We start from the raw sequence: 20913 nt of genomic DNA, 5'->3' as shown, positions 1-20913 counted from the left end.
GTGAACCCTTTCCTCAGGTCGTGCTCGCGGTACGGCGCTGGACCAGCACGGCGGCGACGATGATCGCGCCCTTGGCGATCTGCTGGACGTCGCTCTGCAGGTTGTTCAGGGCGAAGATGTTGGTGATCGTGGTGAAGATCAGGACACCGAGCACGGAGCCGGTGATGGTGCCGCGGCCCCCGCTGAGCAGGGTTCCGCCGATGATCGCGGCCGCGATGGCGTCGAGTTCGTACAGGTTGCCGTTGGTGTTCTGGCCCGAGCCGGACAGGATGATCAGCAGGAAGGCGGCGATGCCGCAGCACAGTCCGGACAGCAGGTAGAGGTAGAGCCGCTGGCGGCGCACGTCGATACCGGCGAGCCGGGCGGCCTCCGCGTTGCCGCCGACGGCGACCGTGCGGCGGCCGAAGGTGGTCCGGTTGAGCACGAGCCAGCCGATGATCGTCACGACCGCGAAGACCAGGACGAGCGGTGGGATGCCGAGCACATAGGAGTCGCGCTCGCCGAGTTTGAGGATGCCGTCGACGGTCACGATCTGTGTCTTGCCGTCGGTGATCTGCAGGGCGAGGCCGCGCGCCGAGGCCAGCATGGCGAGGGTGGCGATGAACGGGACCATGGCGCCGTAGGCGATGAGTACGCCGTTGACGAGTCCGCAGCCCACGCCGACGAGCACCGCGGTGAACAGGATGCCGGCGAAGCCGAAGTCCTGGGTGGCCATCGTCGTCGCCCACACCGAGGCGAGGGCGACGATCGCGCCGACCGACAGGTCGATGCCGCCGGAGGTGATGACGAAGGTCATGCCGACCGTGACGACGCCGATCACCGAGGCCTGGGTGAGGACCAGTTGGAGGTTGCGGGTGTCGAGGAACTCGTCCGGTTTGGTGATGCCGCCGACTACGACGAGCGCGAGCAGCACGCCGAGCAGCGAGAGGGTGCGGACGTCGGCGCGGGCCACGAGGGAGCGCCAGGCGGGCAGGGGGCCGATCGGCTGCACCTTGTCGGTGCTGCCCCGCGGCGGGGAGGCGTGCTGCGTCATGACGCCGGGCTTCCTTCCATGACGAGGTCGAGTACGCGGTGTTCGTCCAGTTCGCGGGCGGGTGCCTCGTGTACGACGTGGCCCTCGCGCAGCACCAGCACGCGGTCGGCGAGCCCCAGTACTTCGGGGACCTCGCTGGACACGAGCAGCACGGCGAGCCCTTCGTCGGCCAGCCGGCGCACGACCGCGTACAGTTCGGCGCGGGCGCCGACGTCGACGCCGCGGGTCGGCTCGTCGAGCAGCAGCACCCGGCAGCCGCGCAGCAGCCAGCGGGCCAGCACGGCCTTCTGCTGGTTCCCACCGGAGAGGGTGCGCACGGGTACGGAGGGGTTGTCGGGGCGCAGCGACAGTTCGCGGGTCGCCGCGCGGGCCGCGCCCAGTTCGGCGCGCCGGTCGAGCCAGCCGCCGCGCGAGAAACGGGAGAGGGTGGAGACGGACACGTTCCGGGTGACGGACTCCTGCATCAGCAGGGCCTGCGCCTTGCGTTCCTCCGGGGCGAGGCCGAGTCCGGCGCGGACCGCGGAGCGTACGCTGCCGGGCCGCAACGGTCTGCCGTCCACCAGGACTTGGCCGGTGCTGGGCCTGCGGGCGCCGTAGACGGTCTCCAGCACCTCGGAGCGGCCCGAGCCGACGAGTCCGGCGAGGCCGACGATCTCCCCGGCCCGGACGGTGAGGTCGAGCGGTGCGAACTCGCCCGCCCGGGACAGCCCACGGACCTCCAGGACCGGGGCGCCTGCGGGCGCGGCGGCGGGCCGCTCGGGGAAGACGTACTCGACGTTGCGCCCCGTCATCAGCGCCACGACATCGCGGGTCGGCGTCGTCTTCGCAGGCAGCCCGCCCGCGACCGCGCGGCCGTCCTTGAGCACCGTCACCCGGTCGCCGATGCGCCGGATCTCCTCCAGGCGGTGCGAGATGTAGACGACCGCCACGCCGTCGGCGGTCAGGGCGGCGACGATGCGGAACAGGTTGTCCACCTCGTCCGGGTCGAGGGCGGCGGACGGCTCGTCCATGACGATGAGCCGTACGTCGTGGGAGAGCGCCCGGGCCATGGAGACGATCTGCTGCTGGGCCGCGGACAGTTCGCCGACGAGCCGGGCCGGGTCGATCTCCGGATGGCCCAGTCGCTTCAGGAGTCGGGCTGCCGAGGCACGCGCGGCCTTTTGGCGTACGACGAATCCGGCGGCCGTCGGCTCATGGCCGAGGTGGACGTTCTCGGCCACCGACAGGTGCTCCACCAGGTCGAGTTCCTGATAGATGGTGGCGATACCGAGGCGCATGGCGGCGATGGGCGAGCGGAGCGTGACCGCCTCGCCGCGCCAGTTGATGGTGCCGCTGTCCGGCTGGTGGGCGCCCGCGAGCACCTTGATCAGGGTGGATTTTCCGGCCCCGTTCTGGCCGAGCAGGCAGTGCACTTCACCGGCCTGGACGTCGAGGTCGACGCCGTCGAGGGCCCGGACGCCGGGGAACGACTTGGTGATGCCGGACATGCTGAGCAGCGGTGGTTCTGGTGCCATGTGGGTTCCCCTCGGCGGGCGTGCGGGGCCGGAGTCAGGGCGAGGTCACCTGCGTGCGCAGGCGCGTGGGAGCAGGGCAGGGCAGCGCGGGGCGCCGTGCCGGGTGGTACGCGGAAGAAGGTGGTGCGCGGAACAGGGTGGTGCGCGGGAGAGGGTGGTGCGGGAGTCGGCTACGCGGGTGAGAACAGATGGTCGCTGATCAGGCGGGCCGCGCCGATGACTCCGGCGTTCTGGCCCAACTCCCCCAGGACGATGGGCAGATTGCCGGTGGCCAGCGGCAGTGACTGGCGGTAGACCTGGGTGCGGATCGCGGCGAGCAGGGTGTGGCCGAGGCCGGTCACCCCACCGCCGATCACCACCAGGCCGGGGTTGAAGAAGGAGACGAGTCCGGCGATGACCTGACCGACGTGGTTGCCGCCCTCGCGGATCAGGCCGAGCGCGATGGCGTCGCCCGCGGCGGCAGCGGCGGCGACGTCGACACCCGTCAGGGTGCCGTTTGCCGCGAGCCGCGCCGCGAGTTCCGTCGACAGGCCCTGTTGGGCCGCTTCCAGTGCGTCGCGGGCGAGTGCGGCCCCGCTGAAGTGGGCTTCCAGGCAGCCCCGGTTGCCGCAGGCGCACGGCCGGCCGTCGGACACCGCCTGGATGTGCCCGATGTCGCCCGCGCTGCCCGTCACCCCGCGGTGGACCTCACCGCCGGCGACGATGCCGCAGCCGATGCCGGTACCGATCTTGACGCAGAGGAAGTCGCCCACGGAACGCGCGACGCCCGCGTGCCGCTCCCCCATCGCCATCAGGTTCACGTCGTTGTCGACCATGACCGGGCAGCCGAGTTCCTGGCTGAGCGCCTCCCGTACCGGGAAGCCGTCCCAACCCGGCATGATCGGCGGCGCGACCGGGACGCCCTCGGGGAAGCGGACGGGCCCCGGGACGCCGATGCCGGCGCCGTCGAAACCCTCCGCGAGCCCCGAGGCCCGCAACTTCGCTGCCATGGCGAGGACTTGCTCGAAGACCGCGACGGGGCCCTCGCGTACGTCCATGGGCTGGTTGAGGTGTCCCAGCACCTCCAGTTCGGCGTTGGTGACGGCGACGTCGACCGAGGTCGCGCCGATGTCGACGCCGAGGAACCGGAGGTTCGGGGCGAGCCGGATGTTGTGGGACCGGCGTCCGCCGCGGGAGGCGGCGAGGCCGTCGGCGACCGCGAGTCCGGTCTCCAGCAGTCGGTCCACCTCCACGGCCAGCTTGGACCGCGAGAGGTCGATCTGGTCGCCCAGCTGTGCTCGGGAGTTGGGGCCTCCGTCGCGCAACAGCTTGAGCAATCTGGCCTGATGGGCGTTCGCGGGTCGTGCGGTCATGCGTCTCACGTGCCCCTCCCCGCCTCAATTCGGCCATCCGGGTGTGTCTTTCGAGGGGAACGTAGCAGCCACCGCCGAAGCTGGGAAGAAGCTGTGCACGGATTCCTGCGAACTTTCTCCTCTCACAGGACAAAGGCGTGCCGCGCCCGGTCGAGAGAACCGTTACGAACCTCAAGAAACCCGAACAAAATCACCCCACCCACCGGCACACACACCACACCAGCAATCCGAGCACCACAACCACCGCACCCCCGCCCCGGGGCGCGCCCCACCTGGACCCGGCCCCGGACCACCACGGCACCCGGGCTGACCGCTCGGGGCGGGTCGACCGACCGGGGGCCGCGGACGGCCCGCACCCGAACCGAACCGGGCTACGGCCGCCCGGGACCAGCAGGCCGGCAGGAGTCGTCATCGGTGCGCGGCCGAAGACCCGCCACGGCGCCGACTCAACCGACCAACACCCCCGCCGACCCAGATGCCCGGCCCCGCCCTCATCCCGCGTCAGGGTGTTGGGCGGTCGTGGTAGGAGTGGCGGGTGTGTTCCGTGTGTTCGCGCATCAGTCGCGTCGCGAGCGCTTCGTCACGGTCGGCCACCGCCGCGATCAGGGCGCGGTGCTCTACCCAGGACTCCCGGCCGCGCTGGCGGGCCACCGGCGTGTAGTACCAGCGCACCCGCCGGTCGACCTGCCCGGCCAGCTCCGCGAGGACCGCGTTGCCCGCCAGCTCCATGATCTTGGCGTGGAAGGCCGCGTTCAGCGCCACCGCACCGTCCACGTCGTCCGCGGCCACGGCCTTCTCCCCCTGCGCGCACAGCTCCTTGAGCGCCGCGATGCCCGCGCTGCCCGCGTTCGCCGCGGCGAGCCGCGCGGCCTCCGCCTCCAGCAGCGTCCGCACGGTGAGCAGCTGATCGGCCTCGTCCTCCGTCGGCTCGTGCACGAACGCCCCCTGGGCCGGCCGCAGATCCACCCAGCCCTCGGTGTTGAGCCGCTGCAACGCCTCCCGCACGGGCTGCCGGGAGACCCCGAGGTGCCCGGCGAGCTCGCTCTCGACGAGGTGCTGGCCGGGCTGCAGCGCGCGCGTGGTGATGAGTTCGAGCAGCGCCTCGTAGACACGGTCGCGCAGCGGGCCGGGCCGTTCGAGCTTGGGCACGGCCCCCTGTGGCAGTCCGGTCGACAACATCGCGGTCCCCCTCCTGGGCAGGGCCGTGCACGGCGGACGTCGGCTCGTGCGCGCTCCGAGCCCCGTATCGATTGTCTTTCGTCTACAGTCTACGGCGCACCGATGCCAGAGGAAGCGGCAGTTGAGCGCGTCACATCGCGGGGCAGCGACCGCCCGCACCGGCTCGCGGCGCGGCTCAGGGGCACCGCACGACCTGCCCGGCGTACGACAGGTTGCCGCCGAAGCCGAACAGCAGCACCGGGTCGCCGCCGCAGATCTCGCCCCGCTCGACGAGCTTGGACAGGGCCAGCGGGATGCTGGCCGCGGAGGTGTTGCCGGACACGGTGACGTCCCGGGCGACCACGGCACGCACCGCGCCGATCTTCTCCGCGAGGGGTTCGATGATGCGCAGATTGGCCTGGTGCAGCACGACCGCGGCAAGGTCCTCAGGGGCGAGCCCGGCCTTCTCGCAGGCGCGGCGGGCCAGGGGCGGCAGCTGTGTGGTCGCCCAGCGGTACACGCTCTGACCCTCCTGGGCGAACCGCGGCGGTGTGCCCTCGATCCGCACGGCGTGCCCCATCTCCGGCACCGAGCCCCACAGCACAGGCCCGATCCCGGGCTCCTCCCCGGGCGCGCACGCCTCGACGACCGCGGCCCCCGCCCCGTCGCCGACCAGGACGCAGGTGGTGCGGTCGGTCCAGTCGGTCACCTCGGACATCTTGTCGGCACCGATGACCAGCGCCCGGCTCGCGGCGCCGGCGCGGACGGTGTGGTCGGCGGTGGCCAGCGCATGGGTGAAGCCGGCACACACGACGTTGACGTCCATGGCGGCGGGCCGTGGAATGCCGAGCCGGGCGGCAACCCGGGCGGCGGTGTTCGGGGAGCGGTCGACGGCGGTGGAGGTGGCGACCACGACCAGGTCGATGGCGTCGGCGGCGAGGCCCGCCGCGGCGAGCGCCTTGGCGGCGGCCTGCGCGGCCAGTTCGTCCACCGGTTCCTCGGGCCCGGCGATGTGCCGGGTCGTGATGCCCACCCGGGACCGGATCCACTCGTCACTGGTGTCGACCAGGCCCGCCAGGTCCTCGTTGGTGAGCACCTTGGCGGGCTGGTAGTGGCCGACGGCGGCGATGCGTGAGCCGTTCATCTGGGATCCCCCTTGTGGGCACGGGTAGCGGGATTCACCAGTGTGTTCAGTGACTCGCGGGTATGTCGGCAGGTAAGGCCACAGGATTCGGGCGCCCGCGTTGTCGGCTTCCGTCAGGACCTCGGACGCCCTGGCGATCATCCCGTGAACAGCTGCGTCGCCTTCTGGACCAGTTCGTACAGACCGTAGCCGAGGGGCGCCCCCACCCACACCCAGGCGAAGGCGATCAGACCACGGCGGCTAGGCGGACTGCTCTCGCCGGACATCGGCGGCCTCCTTCGGCGGCGCGGGGACGTGGTGACGGGCGTGGACGGGGCGGACGAGTTCGTTGGCGACGAAGCCGACGAGCAGCAGCCCGATCATGATGGCGAAGGACAGACCGTACAGGGACGAGCCGTGCTTGCCGGCCTCCTCCTGCCGGTCGGCGATCCAGTTGACGATCAGCGGGCCGAGCACGCCCGCGGTGGACCAGGCGGTGAGCAGCCGGCCGTGGATGGCGCCCACCTGGTAGGTGCCGAACAGGTCCTTCAGATAGGCGGGAACGGTCGCGAATCCGCCGCCGTAGAAGGAGAGGATCACCAGCGCGCACACCACGAACAGGGGTTTCGCGGAGTCCCCGAACAGGGCGATCGTCAGGTACATCAGCGCGCCGACGCCCAGGTAGACGCGGTAGATGTTCTTGCGTCCGATCAGGTCGGAGGTGGAGGACCAGCCGATGCGGCCCGCCATGTTGGCCGCGGACAGCAGCGCGACGAACCCGGCCGCGGCGGACGCCGTGACGGGCGCGCTGGAGTCCGTGAAGAAGTCTGTGATCATCGGCGCGGCCTTCTCCAGGATGCCGATGCCGGCGGTCACGTTCGTGCAGAGCACGACCCACAGGCACCAGAACTGCGGGGTGCGCACGGCGCTGCGGGCCGACACCTGGACGCCCTCGGCGGCGCTCGGCCCGCCGGCCGCCGCGGCGCGGTCCGTGCCGCGGGGCACCCGGACGAGGAACACGCCGAGCGCCATGAACACCGCGTACGACAGCCCGTGCACGAGGAAGGCGAGCGCGATCCCCGAGGGGCCGGTGCCGAAGGAGTCCAGCATCTGCGCCGACCAGGGCGAGGCGATCAGCGCCCCGCCGCCGAAGCCCATGATGGCGATGCCGGTGGCCATGCCGGGCCGGTCCGGGAACCACTTGATCAGGGTGGAGACGGGCGAGATGTAGCCGATGCCCAGGCCGATGCCGCCGACGAAGCCGTAGCCGAGGACGATCAGCCAGTACTGCTCGCTCCACGCGCCGAGGGCGGAGATCAGGAAGCCCGAGGAGAAGCAGACGAGAGCCACGGTCATCGCCCAGCGCGGCCCCCTGCGTTCGACGAGGGTGCCGCCGAACGCGGCCGACAGCCCGAGCATCACGATCGCGAGCTGGAAGGGCAGCGCGCTCTGGGTGCCGTCGAGGTGGAGCGCGGACTCCAGGGACGGCTTGAACACGCTCCAGGCGTAGGCCTGGCCGATGGAGAGGTGGACGGAGAGCGCGGCGGGCGGGACGAGCCAGCGGCTCCACCCCGGCGGTGCGAGTGGGGGACTCATGATCGCGAACGATAGGGACGCGCGGGGCGGTTGAGAAGGCGTCGGGTCGACCGTATGCGATGAGCGGTATGCGACATGCGATGAACGGTCGCCTGGCCCCTTGTCGACCCCCTTCCCATACTGTAGACAATATTTCGTCGACGAGATTCACCCCCCACCTCCGACGAGATTCACCCACCTCCGCGGTATCCCTCAAACCGAACGGAGCGTTCCCCGTGAAAGTCGCAGTCCTCGGCGCCGGTGCGATCGGCGCCTATGTCGGTGCCGCGCTCCACCGCGCCGGCGCCGATGTGCATCTCATCGCCCGTGGACCGCATCTGGCGGCCATGAGGCAGCACGGAGTACGGGTGCTGAGCCCGCGCGGCGACTTCACCGCGCACGCCCACGCCACCGACGACCCGGCCGAGGTCGGCCCGGTCGACCATGTCTTCCTGGGCCTGAAGGCCAACGCGTACGCGGCGTGCGGGCCGCTGATCGCACCGCTGTTGCACGAACGGACGACCGTGGTGGCGGCCCAGAACGGCATCCCCTGGTGGTACTTCCACCGCCACGGCGGCCCGCACGACGGCCACCGCGTCGAGAGCGTGGACCCCGGCGGCGCGGTCAGTACCGTGCTCGCGCCCGAACGGGCCGTCGGCTGTGTCGTCTACGCCGCCACCGAACTCGAAGCTCCGGGCGTGGTACGGCACTTGGAAGGCACCCGGTTCTCGATCGGTGAGCCCGACCGCAGCGTCTCGGCACGCTGTACCAACTTCAGCGAGGCCATGCGGGCCGGCGGCCTGAAGTGCCCCATCGAGCCGGAGCTGCGCAACGACATCTGGCTCAAGCTGCTCGGCAACATCTCGTTCAACCCGATCAGCGCCCTGGCCCGGGCCACGATGCGGCAGATGTGCCGGCACGGCGGCACCCGCCGGGTCATCGAGACCATGATGCGCGAAACCCTCCTGGTCGCCGAATCCCTCGGCTGCGAGGTCGGGGTCTCCATCGAACGGCGGCTCGCGGGCGCGGAGCGGGTCGGCGACCACCGCACCTCCACGCTCCAGGACCTGGAGCGCGGCAAGCCGCTGGAACTCGACGTACTGCTCGCCGCCGTCGTCGAACTGGCGGGGATCACCGGTGTTCAGGTGCCCACCCTGCGCACCGTGCACGCCATCTCGGACCTGCTCGCGCTGAGGAGCGCCGCATGAGGAAACGGCAACCGAAGACATACACCCGGCTCACCCACCCGCTCGTCCGCGACCGGCGCGACGAGCCCTTCCGGCAGGCCAGCTGGGAGGAGGCACTGGAGCGCACCGCCCAAGGGCTGCGGCGCAACCGCGGCGCCTTCGGCCTGTTCTCCTGCGCGCGGGCGACCAACGAAATGAACTACGTGGCGCAGAAGTTCGCCCGCGTGGTGATGGGCACCAACAACGTCGACTCGTGCAACCGCACCTGTCACGCGCCGAGCGTGGCCGGTCTGTCGGCGGCATTCGGCTCGGGCGGCGGGACGTCCTCGTACGAGGAGATCGAGCACACCGACGTCATCGTGATGTGGGGCTCCAACGCCCGTTTCGCGCACCCGATCTTCTTCCAGCATGTGCTGAAGGGGATCAGGAACGGCGCCCGGATGTACGCGGTCGATCCGCGCCGCACCTCGACCGCCGAGTGGGCGGAGAGCTGGCTCGGCCTCAACGTCGGCACGGACATCCCGATGGCGCACGCGATCGGCCGCGAGATCATCCACGCGGGGCTGGCCAACGAGACGTTCATCGCGCGGGCGACCTCCGGCTTCGACGAGTACCGGGCGCTCGTCGAGCCCTGGACGCCGTCGCTCGCCGAGAAGGTGACCGGCGTACCGGCCCGCGCGATACGGGAGTTGGCGCACGCCTATGCGCGCGCAGAACGCGCCCAGCTGTGCTGGACCCTCGGCATCACCGAGCACCACAACGGCACCGACAACGTCCGCGCACTGATCAACCTCTCGCTGCTCACCGGCCAGGTCGGCCGCTACGGCTCGGGCCTGCAACCGCTGCGCGGCCAGAACAACGTGCAGGGCGGCGGCGACATGGGGGCCATCCCCAACCGGCTGCCGGGGTTCCAGGACATCCTCGACCCCGGCATCCGGCTGAAGTTCGAGTCGGCGTGGGACACCGTCATCCAGCCGCACTACGGGCTCAATCTGACGGAGATGTTCGAGGCGATGGAGGAGGGCACGCTGAGGGCGGTCTACTGCATCGGCGAGAACCCGGCCCAGTCGGAGGCCGACAGCGAGCAGGCCGTACGGCGGATGAAGGAGCTGGACTTCCTGGTCGTGCAGGACATCTTCCTGACGCGCACGGCCGAACTGGCGGACGTGGTGCTGCCCGCGACCGCCGGCTGGGCGGAGACCGACGGCACGACCACCAACAGCGAGCGGCGGGTGCAGCGGGTGCGCCGGGCCGTCACCCCGCCCGGTGAGGCCCGCGAGGACATCGGCATCCTCTGTGAGCTGGCCGGGCGGCTCGGGCACGACTGGAAGTACGCCGACGCCGAGGCCGTGTGGAACGAGCTGAGGTCCCTCTCGCCGGACCACTACGGGATGACGTACGAGCGGCTGACCGAACACCAGGGCATCCAGTGGCCGTGCCGGAGCACCGACCGGCTCGAACCGCCCTATCTTCACGGCCGGTTGTGGGAGGCGGACCCGGCGAAGCGGGGCCTGCTCGCGCCCTTCGGGATAGTGCGGCACGACCCGCCGGTCGACCTGACCGACGAGGAGTACCCGATCCGGCTCACCACCGGGCGGCGGCTCGACTCGTACAACACGGGTGTGCAGAGCGGTGGTTTCGCCTCACCGCTGCGTCGTGGCGAGTACATCGAACTGTGCCCGGAGGACGCCGAACGGCACGGGGTGGCGGTCGGCGAGGAGGTCCGGGTGACCTCGCGGCGCGGCGCGGTCGTGGCACCGGTGTGGATCGACACCGCCCTGCGCCCCGGGCTCGCGTTCATGACCATGCACTTCCCCGACGAGGTGGACACCAACCAGCTGACGATCGAGGCCAACTGCCCGATCGCGGGGACGGCGGAGTTCAAGGCGTCGGCGATCCGCATCGAGAAGCTGCCGATCACCACGACCGTCGGCTGACCGCACCGCTCGACCCACGCGAGAAGTCCAAGTGAGGTGACCTGGTGGATCTGCACTTCGGCGACGGCAAGCCGACGGACGAGGAACGGGCGGCCGTCGACGCCCTGCTCGGCCCCCCGGAGTCCTCCTGGCAGGGCGCGGCCCGGGACGAGATGAGGACCGAGGACCTGAGGTGGGCGCGCGGCGGCCGCAGTGCCCGCGAACGCCGCGACCTGCTGTTGCCGGGGCTGCACGCGATCAACGACCGGATCGGCTGGATCAGCGACGGCGCCCTCGACTACCTGTGCCGGCGGCTGACGGTCCCGCCGGCCGAGGCGTACGGCGTCGCCACCTTCTACGCCCTGTTCTCCGTGCGGCCCCGCCCGGCGACCGTGCTCCACGTCTGCACCGACCTGGCCTGCACCGCCGCCGGGGCCGAGGAGATGTGCGCGGGGATCACTGCTGGGCTCGGGCCGGGCAGCGGGGTGAGCGTGGAGCGCTCCCCGTGCCTCGGTCTGTGCGAGCGGGCACCGGCCGCCCTCGCGATCCGCGCCGGTGACCCGGTGCGTACGGCGGTGTCGGCGCCCACGAACGTGACGGCGGCCGTGTTCGCCGCGACCGCCCCCGACTCGGCGCCCGAGGAGCCGCCCGCCGCGCTCGCGGTCCCGCAGGCGGGCGACCCGTCGCTGGTCCTGCTGCGCCGCGTCGGCGTGGTCGACCCGGCGTCCCTCGACGACTACCGCGCCCACGGCGGCTACGCCGCGCTGCGCCGGGCCTTCGCGCTCGGGCCCGCCGGGGTGATCCGCGAGGTCGCCGGCTCCGGCCTGGTCGGCCGCGGCGGCGCCGCCTTCCCGACGGGCCGCAAGTGGCAGGCCACGGCGTCCCAGCCCGACCGGCCGCACCACCTGGTGTGCAACGCGGACGAGTCCGAGCCGGGCACCTTCAAGGACCGGGTGCTCATGGAGGGCGATCCGTACGCGCTGATCGAGGCGATGACGATCGCCGGGTACGCGATCGGTGCGCACCGCGGCTTCCTGTATCTGCGCGGCGAGTACCCGCGCGCGCTCCGCCGCCTGGAGCACGCCGTCGCCCAGGCCCGTGCCCGCGGCTTCCTCGGCGACGACGTCCTCGGCCAGGGCTTCGCCTTCGACATCGAGATCCGGCGGGGCGCGGGCGCGTACATCTGCGGCGAGGAGACGGCCCTGTTCAACTCGATCGAGGGCTACCGCGGCGAGCCGCGCGCCAAGCCGCCGTTCCCGGTGGAGAAGGGCCTGTTCGGCAGGCCGACGGTCGAGAACAACGTGGAAACCCTGGTCAACGTCCTGCCGATCCTGACCATGGGCGCCCCGGCGTACGCGGCGATCGGCACGGAGACGTCCACCGGGCCGAAGCTGTTCTGCGTGTCGGGAAGCGTGGCGCGGCCCGGCGTCTACGAACTGCCGTTCGGGGCGACGCTCGGCGAACTGCTGGCGCTCGCGGGCGTGCGGCACGGGCTGCGCGCGGTGCTGCTCGGCGGGGCGGCGGGCGGCTTCGTACGGCCCGACGAACTCGGCATCCCACTCACCTTCGAGGGCACCCGGCAGGCGGGCACCACCCTCGGCTCCGGGGTCGTGCTGGCCTTCGACGACACGGTGCCGCTGCCCCGCCTGCTGCTGCGCATCGCCGAGTTCTTCCGCGACGAGTCCTGCGGGCAGTGTGTGCCGTGCCGGGTCGGGACCGTCCGGCAGGAGGAGGCACTGCACCGGATCGTGGCGCGCACGGGCGCCGACGCCACCGGTGACATCGCCCTGCTGCGCGAGGTCGGCCGCGCGATGCGGGACGCCTCGATCTGCGGTCTGGGACAGACCGCGTGGAACGCCGTGGAATCCGCCATCGACCGTCTGGGGGCGTACGAATGACCGTCACACCGCTGGGGATCCCCCGCCGGCTGCTGGAGTTCACCGTCGACGGCGCGCCGGTCCGGGTACCGGAGGGCTCGACCGTCCTGGACGCCTGCCGGGCCGCCGGGAAGGACATCCCGACCCTGTGCCAGGGCGACACGCTGCGACCCAAGAACGCCTGCCGGGTGTGCGTGGTCGAGGTCGAGGGCTCGCGCACCCTGGTGCCCGCCTGCTCACGCGGGGCCGAGCCGGGCATGGTGGTGCACACGGACACCGAGCGCGCCCGGCACAGCCGCAAGATCGTCCTGGAACTCCTCGCATCCTCGGTCGATCTGTCCACCACGGCGAGGGCCGCCGAGTGGATCAAGGAGTACGAGGCGAAACCGGACCGTTTCGGCCCGGACGCGGCCCGGCTGAACGAGGAACCTGAGATCGACAACGAGCTGTACGTGCGCGACTACGACAAGTGCATCCTGTGCTACAAGTGCGTGGACGCGTGCGGCGACCAGTGGCAGAACACGTTCGCGATCTCGGTCGCCGGGCGCGGCTTCGACGCCCGGATCGCGGTCGAGCATGACGCCCCGCTCACCGACTCGGCCTGCGTGTACTGCGGAAACTGCATCGAGGTGTGCCCGACGGGGGCGCTGTCCTTCAAGTCGGAGTTCGACATGCGCGCGGCGGGCACCTGGGACGAGTCGGCGCAGACCGAGACGACGACGGTGTGCGCCTACTGCGGAGTAGGCTGCAATCTGACCCTGCACGTGCAGGACAATGAGATCGTCAAGGTCACCTCACCGCACGACAACCCGGTGACCCATGGCAACCTCTGTATCAAGGGCCGCTTCGGCTACCAGCACGTACAGAACCGGAGCTGATCGGGACATGGGACGAGTCACGGAACGACGCAAGGTGATCCGGATCCGCGACGGGGCGGTCACGAGCCGGCCGGACACGCTCGTCGCCGAGGAGCCGCTGGAGATCAGGCTCAACGGCAAGCCCCTCGCCATCACCATGCGCACGCCCGGCGACGACTTCGCGCTGGCCGCCGGGTTCCTGGTCAGCGAGGGCGTCCTGGCCACCGCCGCCGACCTGGCGAACATCGTGTACTGCGCGGGCGCGACCGTGGACGGTTCGAATACCTACAACGTGGTGGACGTGAAGACCGCGCCGGGCGTCGTGCTGCCCGACATCACGCTGGAACGGAACGTGTACACGACCTCGTCGTGCGGGCTGTGCGGCAAGGCCAGCCTGGACGCCGTGCGTACGACGGCCCGCTGGCCGATAGCCGACACTCCCCCGGTCCGGGTGGACCCCGAACTGCTCGCGAGCCTCCCCGACCGGCTGCGCGCCGCCCAGCGGGTGTTCGACCGGACCGGGGGGCTGCACGCGGCGGCCCTGTTCTCCGAGGACGGGGAGCTGCTGGACGTACGGGAGGACGTGGGCCGGCACAACGCCGTCGACAAGCTGGTCGGCCGCGCGCTGCAGAGCGGTTCCCTGCCGCTGTCCCGTTCGGTCCTGCTGGTCTCCGGCCGGGCCTCCTTCGAGCTGGCGCAGAAGGCCGTGATGGCGGGCATCCCGGTGCTCGCCGCGGTCTCGGCGCCGTCGTCGCTGGCGGTGGACCTGGCCGCCGAGACGGGACTGACCCTGGTGGGTTTCCTGCGGGGCAGCTCCATGAACGTGTACGCGGGGCAGGACCGCGTCGCCCTGCGGACCGCGGCCGCCCAGGGCTGACACCGTCTCCCCGCGACACGGCGGCGGGGCCCCGACCGGCGGGGAGCGCCCCCTGCGCCGCAGGGGCCCCGCCGTGCCCCGCCGCCCGCTCGCCTCAGGCGCGCTCCCGCGCCGTCCGGGCGAACTCGGCGATCAGCGGTGAGCGCTGGCTCGCCGCCCAGGCGAGGAACACCTGGTCCGGCTCGGCGTCGCGCACGGGCACATACGCGATGTCGGGCCGGGAGTACTGCTCGGCGACCGAGGCCGGCACGAGGGTGATGCCGGTGCCCGCCGCCACGCACTCGAACTTCTCCTCGACGGTGCGGATCGGCATGTCGTCGGGGAGCGGGTCGACGTAGCGCAGCCACCGCTCCCCGGCCAGGTCGGCGAGGGCGAGGTCCCGCTTGCCGGCGAGCCGGTGCTGCGCGGGCAGCATCGCCACCCGGTCCTCGGTGAACAGCGGCAGCAGGGTGAGACCCCGCTCGTGCACCGGACGACGCACATAGGCCAGGTCGACCGTGCCGTCCAGGAGCAGCCGTTCCTGGTCGTCCCACTCGACGCGGCGGGCGTGCACCGCCACGTCGGGGTGGGCGGCGCCGAAGGCGCGCAGCACGGGGGTCACCACCACGCCCGCCCGGAAGCCGACGACCAGCCGCCGCGGTCCGCGCGCCGCCTTGCGCACCCGGCGCCGGGTGGCACCCGCGGCGGCCAGCAACTGCCGTGCGTCGTCGAGGAGTTGGCGGCCCGCCGGGGTGAGGGTCACACCGTGGCTGTCCCGCTCGAAGAGGGTGGCGTCCAGGTCCTTCTCCAGGGCCCTGATCTGGCGGCTCAGCACGGGCTGGGTGATGTGCAGCCGCTCGGCCGCCCGCCCGAAGTGCAGTTGTTCGGCGACCGCCGTGAAGTAGCGGACCTTCCGCAGGTCGAGGTCCATGGCCGTCCCTTCCGCCGTCGCGGTGGCGATGCCCTCAGAGTATCGCCACGCCCGGAAGAGGTCTTGGACGGCGAGGGGCCGGCAGGCGGAGGCTGGAGCCCGTCGGACCGGCACGGCAGGGCGACGGAACGGAACAAGCGGAACAACGGGGCAACGGGACAACGGGACAAGCGGATAACGGCGGAAAGGGACAGCGGTATGAGTCTGCGAGGACAGCGGGTCGTGGTCGTCGGGGGTACATCGGGCATCGGCTTCGCGGTCGCCGAGGCCGCGACGCAGGACGGGGCCGCCGTGGTGGTCGCCTCCCGGCGGCAGGAGAGCGTGGACGCCGCGCTGCGGCGGCTGCCGCCCGGCGCCGAGGGGCAGCCGCTCGACGCGACGGACGAGACGGCGGTGCGCGCCTTCTTCGAGCGGATCGGCGCCTTCGACCACCTGGTCTACACGGCCGGGGAGTCCCTGCTCATGACGGGTCTCGCGGAGGCGGACCTGGCCCAGGCCAGGCGGTTCCTGGACACCCGGCTGTGGGGTGCGTACGCGGCCGTCAAGTACGCGGCGCCCGTGATCCGCGAGGGCGGTTCCGTGGTGCTGACCACCGGTACGGCGGGCCGTCGGCCGCTGCCGGGCACCACTGTCGCGGCGAGCCTGTGCGGCGCGATGGAGTCGCTGACCCGGGCGCTGGCCCTGGAACTGGCCCCGCTCCGGGTGAACGCGGTCTCCCCGGGCGTGGTGCGCACCGACCTGTGGCGGGAGATGTCCGAGGAGGACCGCGCCGGGCTGTTCGAGTCGAGCGCCGCCGCGCTGCCCGTGGGCCGGGTGGGCACCCCGCAGGACGTCGCCGAGGCGTATCTGTATCTGATGCGCGGCGGGTACAGCACCGGCTCGGTGGTGGTCGTGGACGGCGGCGGCCTCCTGGTCTGACCCCCGGCGCCCCCAAAGGGACGCGTAGAACTGCGCGACCAGCCACAACGGTGCCGCAGACGACCACGGCGCGACAGCCGTGGAAGGCGCCGAAGGTCATGACGGAACGTCAGCCGCGCCCCCCGAATGGGCGACAGGGTGCTTGTGAGTCGCGGTGGCCCCCAACTAACATCTGAGATACGGACATTGGACGTCGGATGTCCGAATGTCCCGATGCCCGTATGTCTCGACGCATGAAGGGCGGGCCGCACATGCCACGGAGGAGATCCGTCCGGGCCGCCGCGCTCACGGCGGCCGCGCTGCTCCTGCTGCCCCACCCCGCACACGCTCAGCCGACGCGCACCCGGCCGGCGGACGCCCAAACGGCCCCCGACTCCCCCGGATTCGCCCAGCAGGTCCTCTTCAAGGCCGCCCAGGACCCGGGCTATGCCTGCTTCCGTATCCCGGCGATCGTGCGGACGACCGCCGGCACGCTCCTCGCGTTCGCCGAGGGCCGGGTCCTCAACTGCGGTGACGCCGCCGACATCGACCTCGTGCTGAAGCGCTCCACCGACGGCGGCCGCACCTGGGGCCCGCTCCAGGTGGTCAACGAGGGCGGGGGCGACACCCACGGCAACCCGGCGCCCCTCGTGGACCGCGCGACGGGGCGCATCCTGCTGGCTCAGACGTACAACACGGGCCGCACGGACGCCGCGAACTGCTCCGTGCCCTGCGACCGCACCCCGCACCTGCAGTACAGCGACGACGACGGCCTGACCTGGTCGGCACCGCGCGATCTGAGCCCCGAGATCCTGCCGCCCGACTGGAACTCCTGGTACGCCACCGGTCCCGCGCACGGCATCCAGCTCGACCGCGGCCGGTACGCCGGCCGGCTCGTCTTCGGCGTCAACACCGAGACCTGGAACGGCAGCCGGGTCACCGCCGACCACGCGGCGCTCATCGTCAGCGACGACGGCGGCGACCACTGGCGGACCGGCGCCACGGACAGCCGGCCGGTGGCCGCCGACGGCACCTTCCCGCAGAAGCCGTCCGAGCTGACGCTCGCCGAGCGCGCCGACGGCTCCCTCCTGGTCAGCGGTCGCGAACAGGACGGCACCGACCTCGGCCACCGCACCCAGACGGTCAGCCGCGACGGCGGCGGCAGCTTCACCGCCCCCTTCCAGGACCTCCCGGACCTGTACGCGCCCCAGGTGCAGTGCTCGACGCTGCGGCTCGGCGGCCGACTCCTGCTGGCCTGCCCCGGCGACCCCGACCGGCGGCGCACCATGATGATCCGCTCGTCCTCCGACGGCGGCCGCACATGGGACAGCGTGGACCGCGGCACCGTCGTCACCGCGGACTGGTCCGGCTACTCCGACCTGGCACACATCGCCGGCGACACGGTGGGCCTGCTGTACGAGGGCGGGACGGTCGACGCCCGCGACGAGATCCGCTTCGCCCGCTTCACCGAGGACTGGCTGCGCCCGCGCCGCGGCCCCGATCCCACCACCCCCGACCTGGCCCCGCGCGCCCCGCGCGCGGCGGTGCTGGGAGGCGCCGGTGAGACGGCCGGCATGTCGGGCGGCGCCCTGGAGTTCGACGGCGCCGACGACGCCGTGCGCCTGCCCTACGACGACCGGCTGCCGCTCGGCACCCGGGACTTCACCGTGTCGCTGTGGTTCCGCACCAAGGCCACCGCCGGGGAGCAGCCGCTGCTGTGGATGGGTGGCATCGGCACCAGCCAGCCGCAGGTGTGGCTGCGCGCCGAGCCCGGCAGCGACCGGGTGCGCGGGCTGATCACGGCACGGCAGGGTGCGACCACGGTCCGCACGGCGGCGGTCACCGCGCCCGGCGCCCACAACGACGGCCGCTGGCACCACCTGGCGCTGCGCCGCGGCGGCGGGCGGCTGACCCTCGTTCTGGACGGTGAGGCGTCGTCCGTCGCCAACGTACCGGGCTCCGTCAGCCGTAATTCGCCCTTCGGTGTGCACATCGGCCAGCGCATGGACGGCCGGGCGTTCTTCACCGGAGCGATCGACGACGTGCACGTCTGGGACCGGGCGCTGACCGACGCGGAGCTGTCCGGCCCGGGGGCGCCGCGCTCCCTGCGGGACACCGTGCTGTGGCTTCCCCTGGACCGGGTGACCGGCCCTCCCGGGCGCCCCTGAACCGGGCGGCGGATGTCAGCGCGGACGCGTTCTGGGGCCGGCCGCGGCGGGCGTCGCCGCGGCCGGTGCGGCGGTGGCCGTGGCCTGCTCCTCGGGGTCGCGCGCCCGGCGCTTGGCGATGACCGCGCAGACCATCAGCTGCATCTGGTGGAAGAGCATCAGGGGCAGCACCGCCAGGGAGGCGTGCGCGCCGAACAGGACGCTCGCCATGGGCAGCCCGGAGGCCAGCGACTTCTTCGAGCCGGCGAACTGGATCGCGATCCGGTCCCCGCGGGGGAACCGCAGCGCCTTGGCGCCGTACCAGGTCAGGGAGAGCATCACGGCCAGCAGGGCGGCCTCGACGGCGAGCAGCCCGGCCAGCCGGGCCGGACTGACCTGGTGCCAGATGCCCTGGACCATGCCCTCGCTGAACGCGGTGTAGACGACGAGCAGGATCGAGCCGCGGTCGACCAGTCCGAGCACCCTCTTGTGCCGGGCGATGAAGCCGCCCACCCACCGGCGCAGCAGCTGTCCGGCGAGGAACGGCACCAACAGCTGCAGCACGATCTTGATCAGTGAGTCGGCGGAGAACCCGCCGCCGCTGTTGCCGAGCAGCCCCGCCGCCAGCAGCGGGGTCAGCACGATGCCGACCAGCGAGGAGAAGGAGCCCGCGCAGATCGCGGCGGGCACGTTGCCGCGGGCGATCGAGGTGAACGCGATGGACGACTGGATCGTCGACGGCACCAGGGTGAGGAACAGCAGGCCCTGGTAGAGGGGGTGGGTCAGCAGGACCGGCACCAGAGCGCGGGCGGCCAGGCCGAGCACCGGGAACAGCACGAAGGTGCAGGCCAGAACGGTGACATGGAGTCGCCAGTGGCGCAGTCCTTCGACCGCCTCACGGGTGGACAGACGGGCGCCGTAGAGGAAGAAGAGGAAGGCGATCGCGGCCGTCGCGGCACCGGACGCCACGTCGGCGGCCGTGTCCCGGGCGGGCAGCAGCGCGGCGAGGCCCACGGTCCCGAGCAGGAGCAGGATGTACGGGTCGATCGGCATCCGGCTCGGCCAGTGCAGGCGTTTCACGGTGCTCCACTTGCTGTGCGTCGAGGCTCGTCATGCGGTGGGTCCGGGTGGTGCTGGGCGCGTACGGGCCCTCTCCATCGTCCTCCTCCGGCCGGTGATCGGGAATCCGGCATACCGTTCTCACTGTCATCACGTCCCGCGATAGCCTGGTGGTGTGTACGACCCCTCCCAGCTGCGGACGTTCCTCGCCGTGGCCCAGACGCTCAGCTTCACACAGGCCGCCCGGCGGCTGGGGCTGCGCCAGTCCACCGTCAGTCAGCATGTGCGGCGGCTGGAGGACGCCGCGGGGCGCCAGCTGTTCACCCGCGACACCCACTCCGTGGAGCTGACCGAGGACGGCGAGGCCATGCTCGGGTTCGCGCGCCGGATCCTGGAGGTGCACGAGCAGGCGGCGGCGTTCTTCACCGGCACGCGGGTGCGCGGCCGGCTGCGCTTCGGCGCCTCGGAGGACTTCGTACTGACCCGGCTGCCGCAGATCCTGGAAGGCTTCCGGTACGACCATCCCGAGGTGGACCTGGAACTGACGGTCGAACTGTCCGGCACGCTGCACGAACAGCTGGCCGCGGGGAAGCTGGACCTGGTGCTGGCCAAGCGGCGGCCCGAGGACCCGCGCGGTGAACTGGTCTGGCACGACGACCTGGTGTGGATCGGCGCGGAGCGGCTTCGCCTGGACCCGGACCGCCCGGTGCCGCTCATCGTGTTCCCGCCGCCCGGCATCACCCGGGCGCTGGCCCTGGAGGCACTGGAGCGGCAGGGCCGCCCGTGGCGCATCGTGTGCACCAGCGGCAGCCTCAACGGCCTCATCGCGGCGGCCCGGGCCGGGCTCGGTGTGATGGCGCACTCACGCGGGCTGGTGCCGCCCGGACTGTTCCGGGTGCCGGACCGGGCGGGACTGCCGGAGCTGGGCGAGGTCGACTTCGTCCTGGTCCACGGCCACAGCCGCCGTCCGGCGCCGGCCCGGAACGCGGCGGGGGCGCTGGCGGCGGCCATCCTCACGGGTGCGCTCCGCTAGGAGGGCCGGGATACGCGCGGTGGTTCATCCGCGGCGCCGTCGTGGTTGGTCGCGCCCGCGTTTCGGGGTACTGGCGCGCCGTGGGCGACTGCAGCGACATCGTGGCTGGTCGCGCAGTTCCCCGCGCCCCTATCGGGCGCCATCGAGCCGCACATTGGTACAGCTCCGCGTCCCTTTCGGGGGTGCTTCGCGTGTGCTGTGGGGCGTAGTGGGTGGGGCGTACAGATTCGGTGGAGATTGGGGGACCGGGAGCTACTGAACCGTAGGCGGTTCTGTCCGGCCGTTCCCCGTGTGGGCGAAATTTCTGGGTGGCCGCCGGGCCGTACGCGGGGTTTGGCCGGTTTCGTACCCCCTCCCACCCCGTCGACGCGTGGGGTAGCTTTCACGGCGCTGTGCGG

16 protein-coding genes are annotated in these 20913 nt (G+C 72.1%); 8 read left to right on the top strand and 8 right to left on the bottom strand.

Going from position 1 to position 20913, the window contains the following annotated elements:
- Positions 1–13: 13 nt before the first annotated feature.
- From ACFYTE_RS25430 to ACFYTE_RS25405, 6 genes are all read right to left on the bottom strand, one after another.
- Positions 14–1033: an ABC transporter permease gene (locus ACFYTE_RS25430; protein ID WP_388714644.1), complete on the bottom strand. Its 1020-nt coding sequence runs from the start codon at positions 1031–1033 to the stop codon at positions 14–16.
- Complete coding sequence (locus ACFYTE_RS25425) at positions 1030–2547, bottom strand: sugar ABC transporter ATP-binding protein (RefSeq protein WP_388714641.1); 1518 nt, start codon at positions 2545–2547, stop codon at positions 1030–1032. Before ACFYTE_RS25425 ends, ACFYTE_RS25430 begins: the two co-directional genes overlap by 4 nt.
- Positions 2548–2717: 170 nt before the next feature.
- Positions 2718–3899, bottom strand: a complete 1182-nt coding sequence (locus tag ACFYTE_RS25420) for an ROK family protein (RefSeq protein WP_388714638.1) — start codon at positions 3897–3899, stop codon at positions 2718–2720.
- 501 nt (positions 3900–4400) lie between these two features.
- Positions 4401–5078 carry a GntR family transcriptional regulator gene (locus ACFYTE_RS25415; protein ID WP_388714635.1) on the bottom strand — a complete coding sequence of 226 codons (678 nt, stop codon included), beginning with the start codon at positions 5076–5078 and terminating at the stop codon, positions 4401–4403.
- A gap of 175 nt (positions 5079–5253) precedes the next feature.
- On the bottom strand, positions 5254–6201 hold the full coding sequence (locus ACFYTE_RS25410) for a beta-ketoacyl-ACP synthase III (RefSeq protein WP_388714632.1): 948 nt from the start codon (positions 6199–6201) through the stop codon (positions 5254–5256).
- Positions 6202–6441: 240 nt separating this feature from the next.
- Entirely contained in the window at positions 6442–7776 is a 1335-nt protein-coding gene (locus ACFYTE_RS25405) for an OFA family MFS transporter (protein WP_388714629.1), read from the bottom strand.
- Between the two features lie 215 nt (positions 7777–7991).
- Here ACFYTE_RS25405 and ACFYTE_RS25400 point away from each other — a divergent pair, with 215 nt between their 5' ends.
- The 5 genes from ACFYTE_RS25400 to fdhD are packed head-to-tail and all read left to right on the top strand — an operon-like array spanning position 7992 to position 14469.
- Positions 7992–8963, top strand: coding sequence for a 2-dehydropantoate 2-reductase (locus ACFYTE_RS25400; protein WP_388714626.1), 972 nt, complete (start codon positions 7992–7994; stop codon positions 8961–8963).
- Positions 8960–10879: a molybdopterin oxidoreductase family protein gene (locus tag ACFYTE_RS25395; protein WP_388714623.1), complete on the top strand. Its 1920-nt coding sequence runs from the start codon at positions 8960–8962 to the stop codon at positions 10877–10879. The genes ACFYTE_RS25400 and ACFYTE_RS25395 overlap by 4 nt, the downstream gene beginning before the upstream one ends.
- A gap of 44 nt (positions 10880–10923) precedes the next feature.
- The gene (locus tag ACFYTE_RS25390; RefSeq protein ID WP_388714620.1) at positions 10924–12756 is read left to right on the top strand and encodes an NADH-ubiquinone oxidoreductase-F iron-sulfur binding region domain-containing protein; all 1833 of its coding nucleotides are present in this window, start codon (positions 10924–10926) and stop codon (positions 12754–12756) included.
- On the top strand, positions 12753–13613 hold the full coding sequence (locus ACFYTE_RS25385; RefSeq protein ID WP_388714617.1) for a 2Fe-2S iron-sulfur cluster-binding protein: 861 nt from the start codon (positions 12753–12755) through the stop codon (positions 13611–13613). The genes ACFYTE_RS25390 and ACFYTE_RS25385 overlap by 4 nt, the downstream gene beginning before the upstream one ends.
- Positions 13614–13620: 7 nt before the next feature.
- Positions 13621–14469 carry a formate dehydrogenase accessory sulfurtransferase FdhD gene (fdhD, locus tag ACFYTE_RS25380; RefSeq protein ID WP_388714614.1) on the top strand — a complete coding sequence of 283 codons (849 nt, stop codon included), beginning with the start codon at positions 13621–13623 and terminating at the stop codon, positions 14467–14469.
- Between the two features lie 94 nt (positions 14470–14563).
- On the opposite strand, the gene ACFYTE_RS25375 is transcribed toward fdhD, so the two are convergent.
- On the bottom strand, positions 14564–15379 hold the full coding sequence (locus ACFYTE_RS25375; RefSeq protein WP_388714611.1) for a LysR family transcriptional regulator: 816 nt from the start codon (positions 15377–15379) through the stop codon (positions 14564–14566).
- Between the two features lie 198 nt (positions 15380–15577).
- On the opposite strand from ACFYTE_RS25375, the gene ACFYTE_RS25370 reads away from it, so the two are divergent.
- Positions 15578–16297: an SDR family oxidoreductase gene (locus ACFYTE_RS25370; RefSeq protein WP_388714609.1), complete on the top strand. Its 720-nt coding sequence runs from the start codon at positions 15578–15580 to the stop codon at positions 16295–16297.
- Positions 16298–16548: 251 nt separating this feature from the next.
- The gene (locus tag ACFYTE_RS25365; RefSeq protein WP_388714606.1) at positions 16549–18444 is read left to right on the top strand and encodes an exo-alpha-sialidase; all 1896 of its coding nucleotides are present in this window, start codon (positions 16549–16551) and stop codon (positions 18442–18444) included.
- Between the two features lie 15 nt (positions 18445–18459).
- Here ACFYTE_RS25365 and ACFYTE_RS25360 read toward each other — a convergent pair whose 3' ends face one another.
- The gene (locus ACFYTE_RS25360; RefSeq protein WP_388714889.1) at positions 18460–19476 is read right to left on the bottom strand and encodes a bile acid:sodium symporter family protein; all 1017 of its coding nucleotides are present in this window, start codon (positions 19474–19476) and stop codon (positions 18460–18462) included.
- A 181-nt stretch (positions 19477–19657) separates the two neighbouring features.
- On the opposite strand from ACFYTE_RS25360, the gene ACFYTE_RS25355 reads away from it, so the two are divergent.
- Complete coding sequence (locus ACFYTE_RS25355; RefSeq protein WP_388714603.1) at positions 19658–20515, top strand: LysR substrate-binding domain-containing protein; 858 nt, start codon at positions 19658–19660, stop codon at positions 20513–20515.
- Positions 20516–20913: the final 398 nt, after the last annotated feature.

The organism is Streptomyces sp. NPDC004629 (assembly GCF_042873595.1).
In the GTDB taxonomy this organism is placed as follows: domain Bacteria; phylum Actinomycetota; class Actinomycetes; order Streptomycetales; family Streptomycetaceae; genus Streptomyces.
This window is presented reverse-complemented; position numbering and strand designations above follow the sequence as displayed.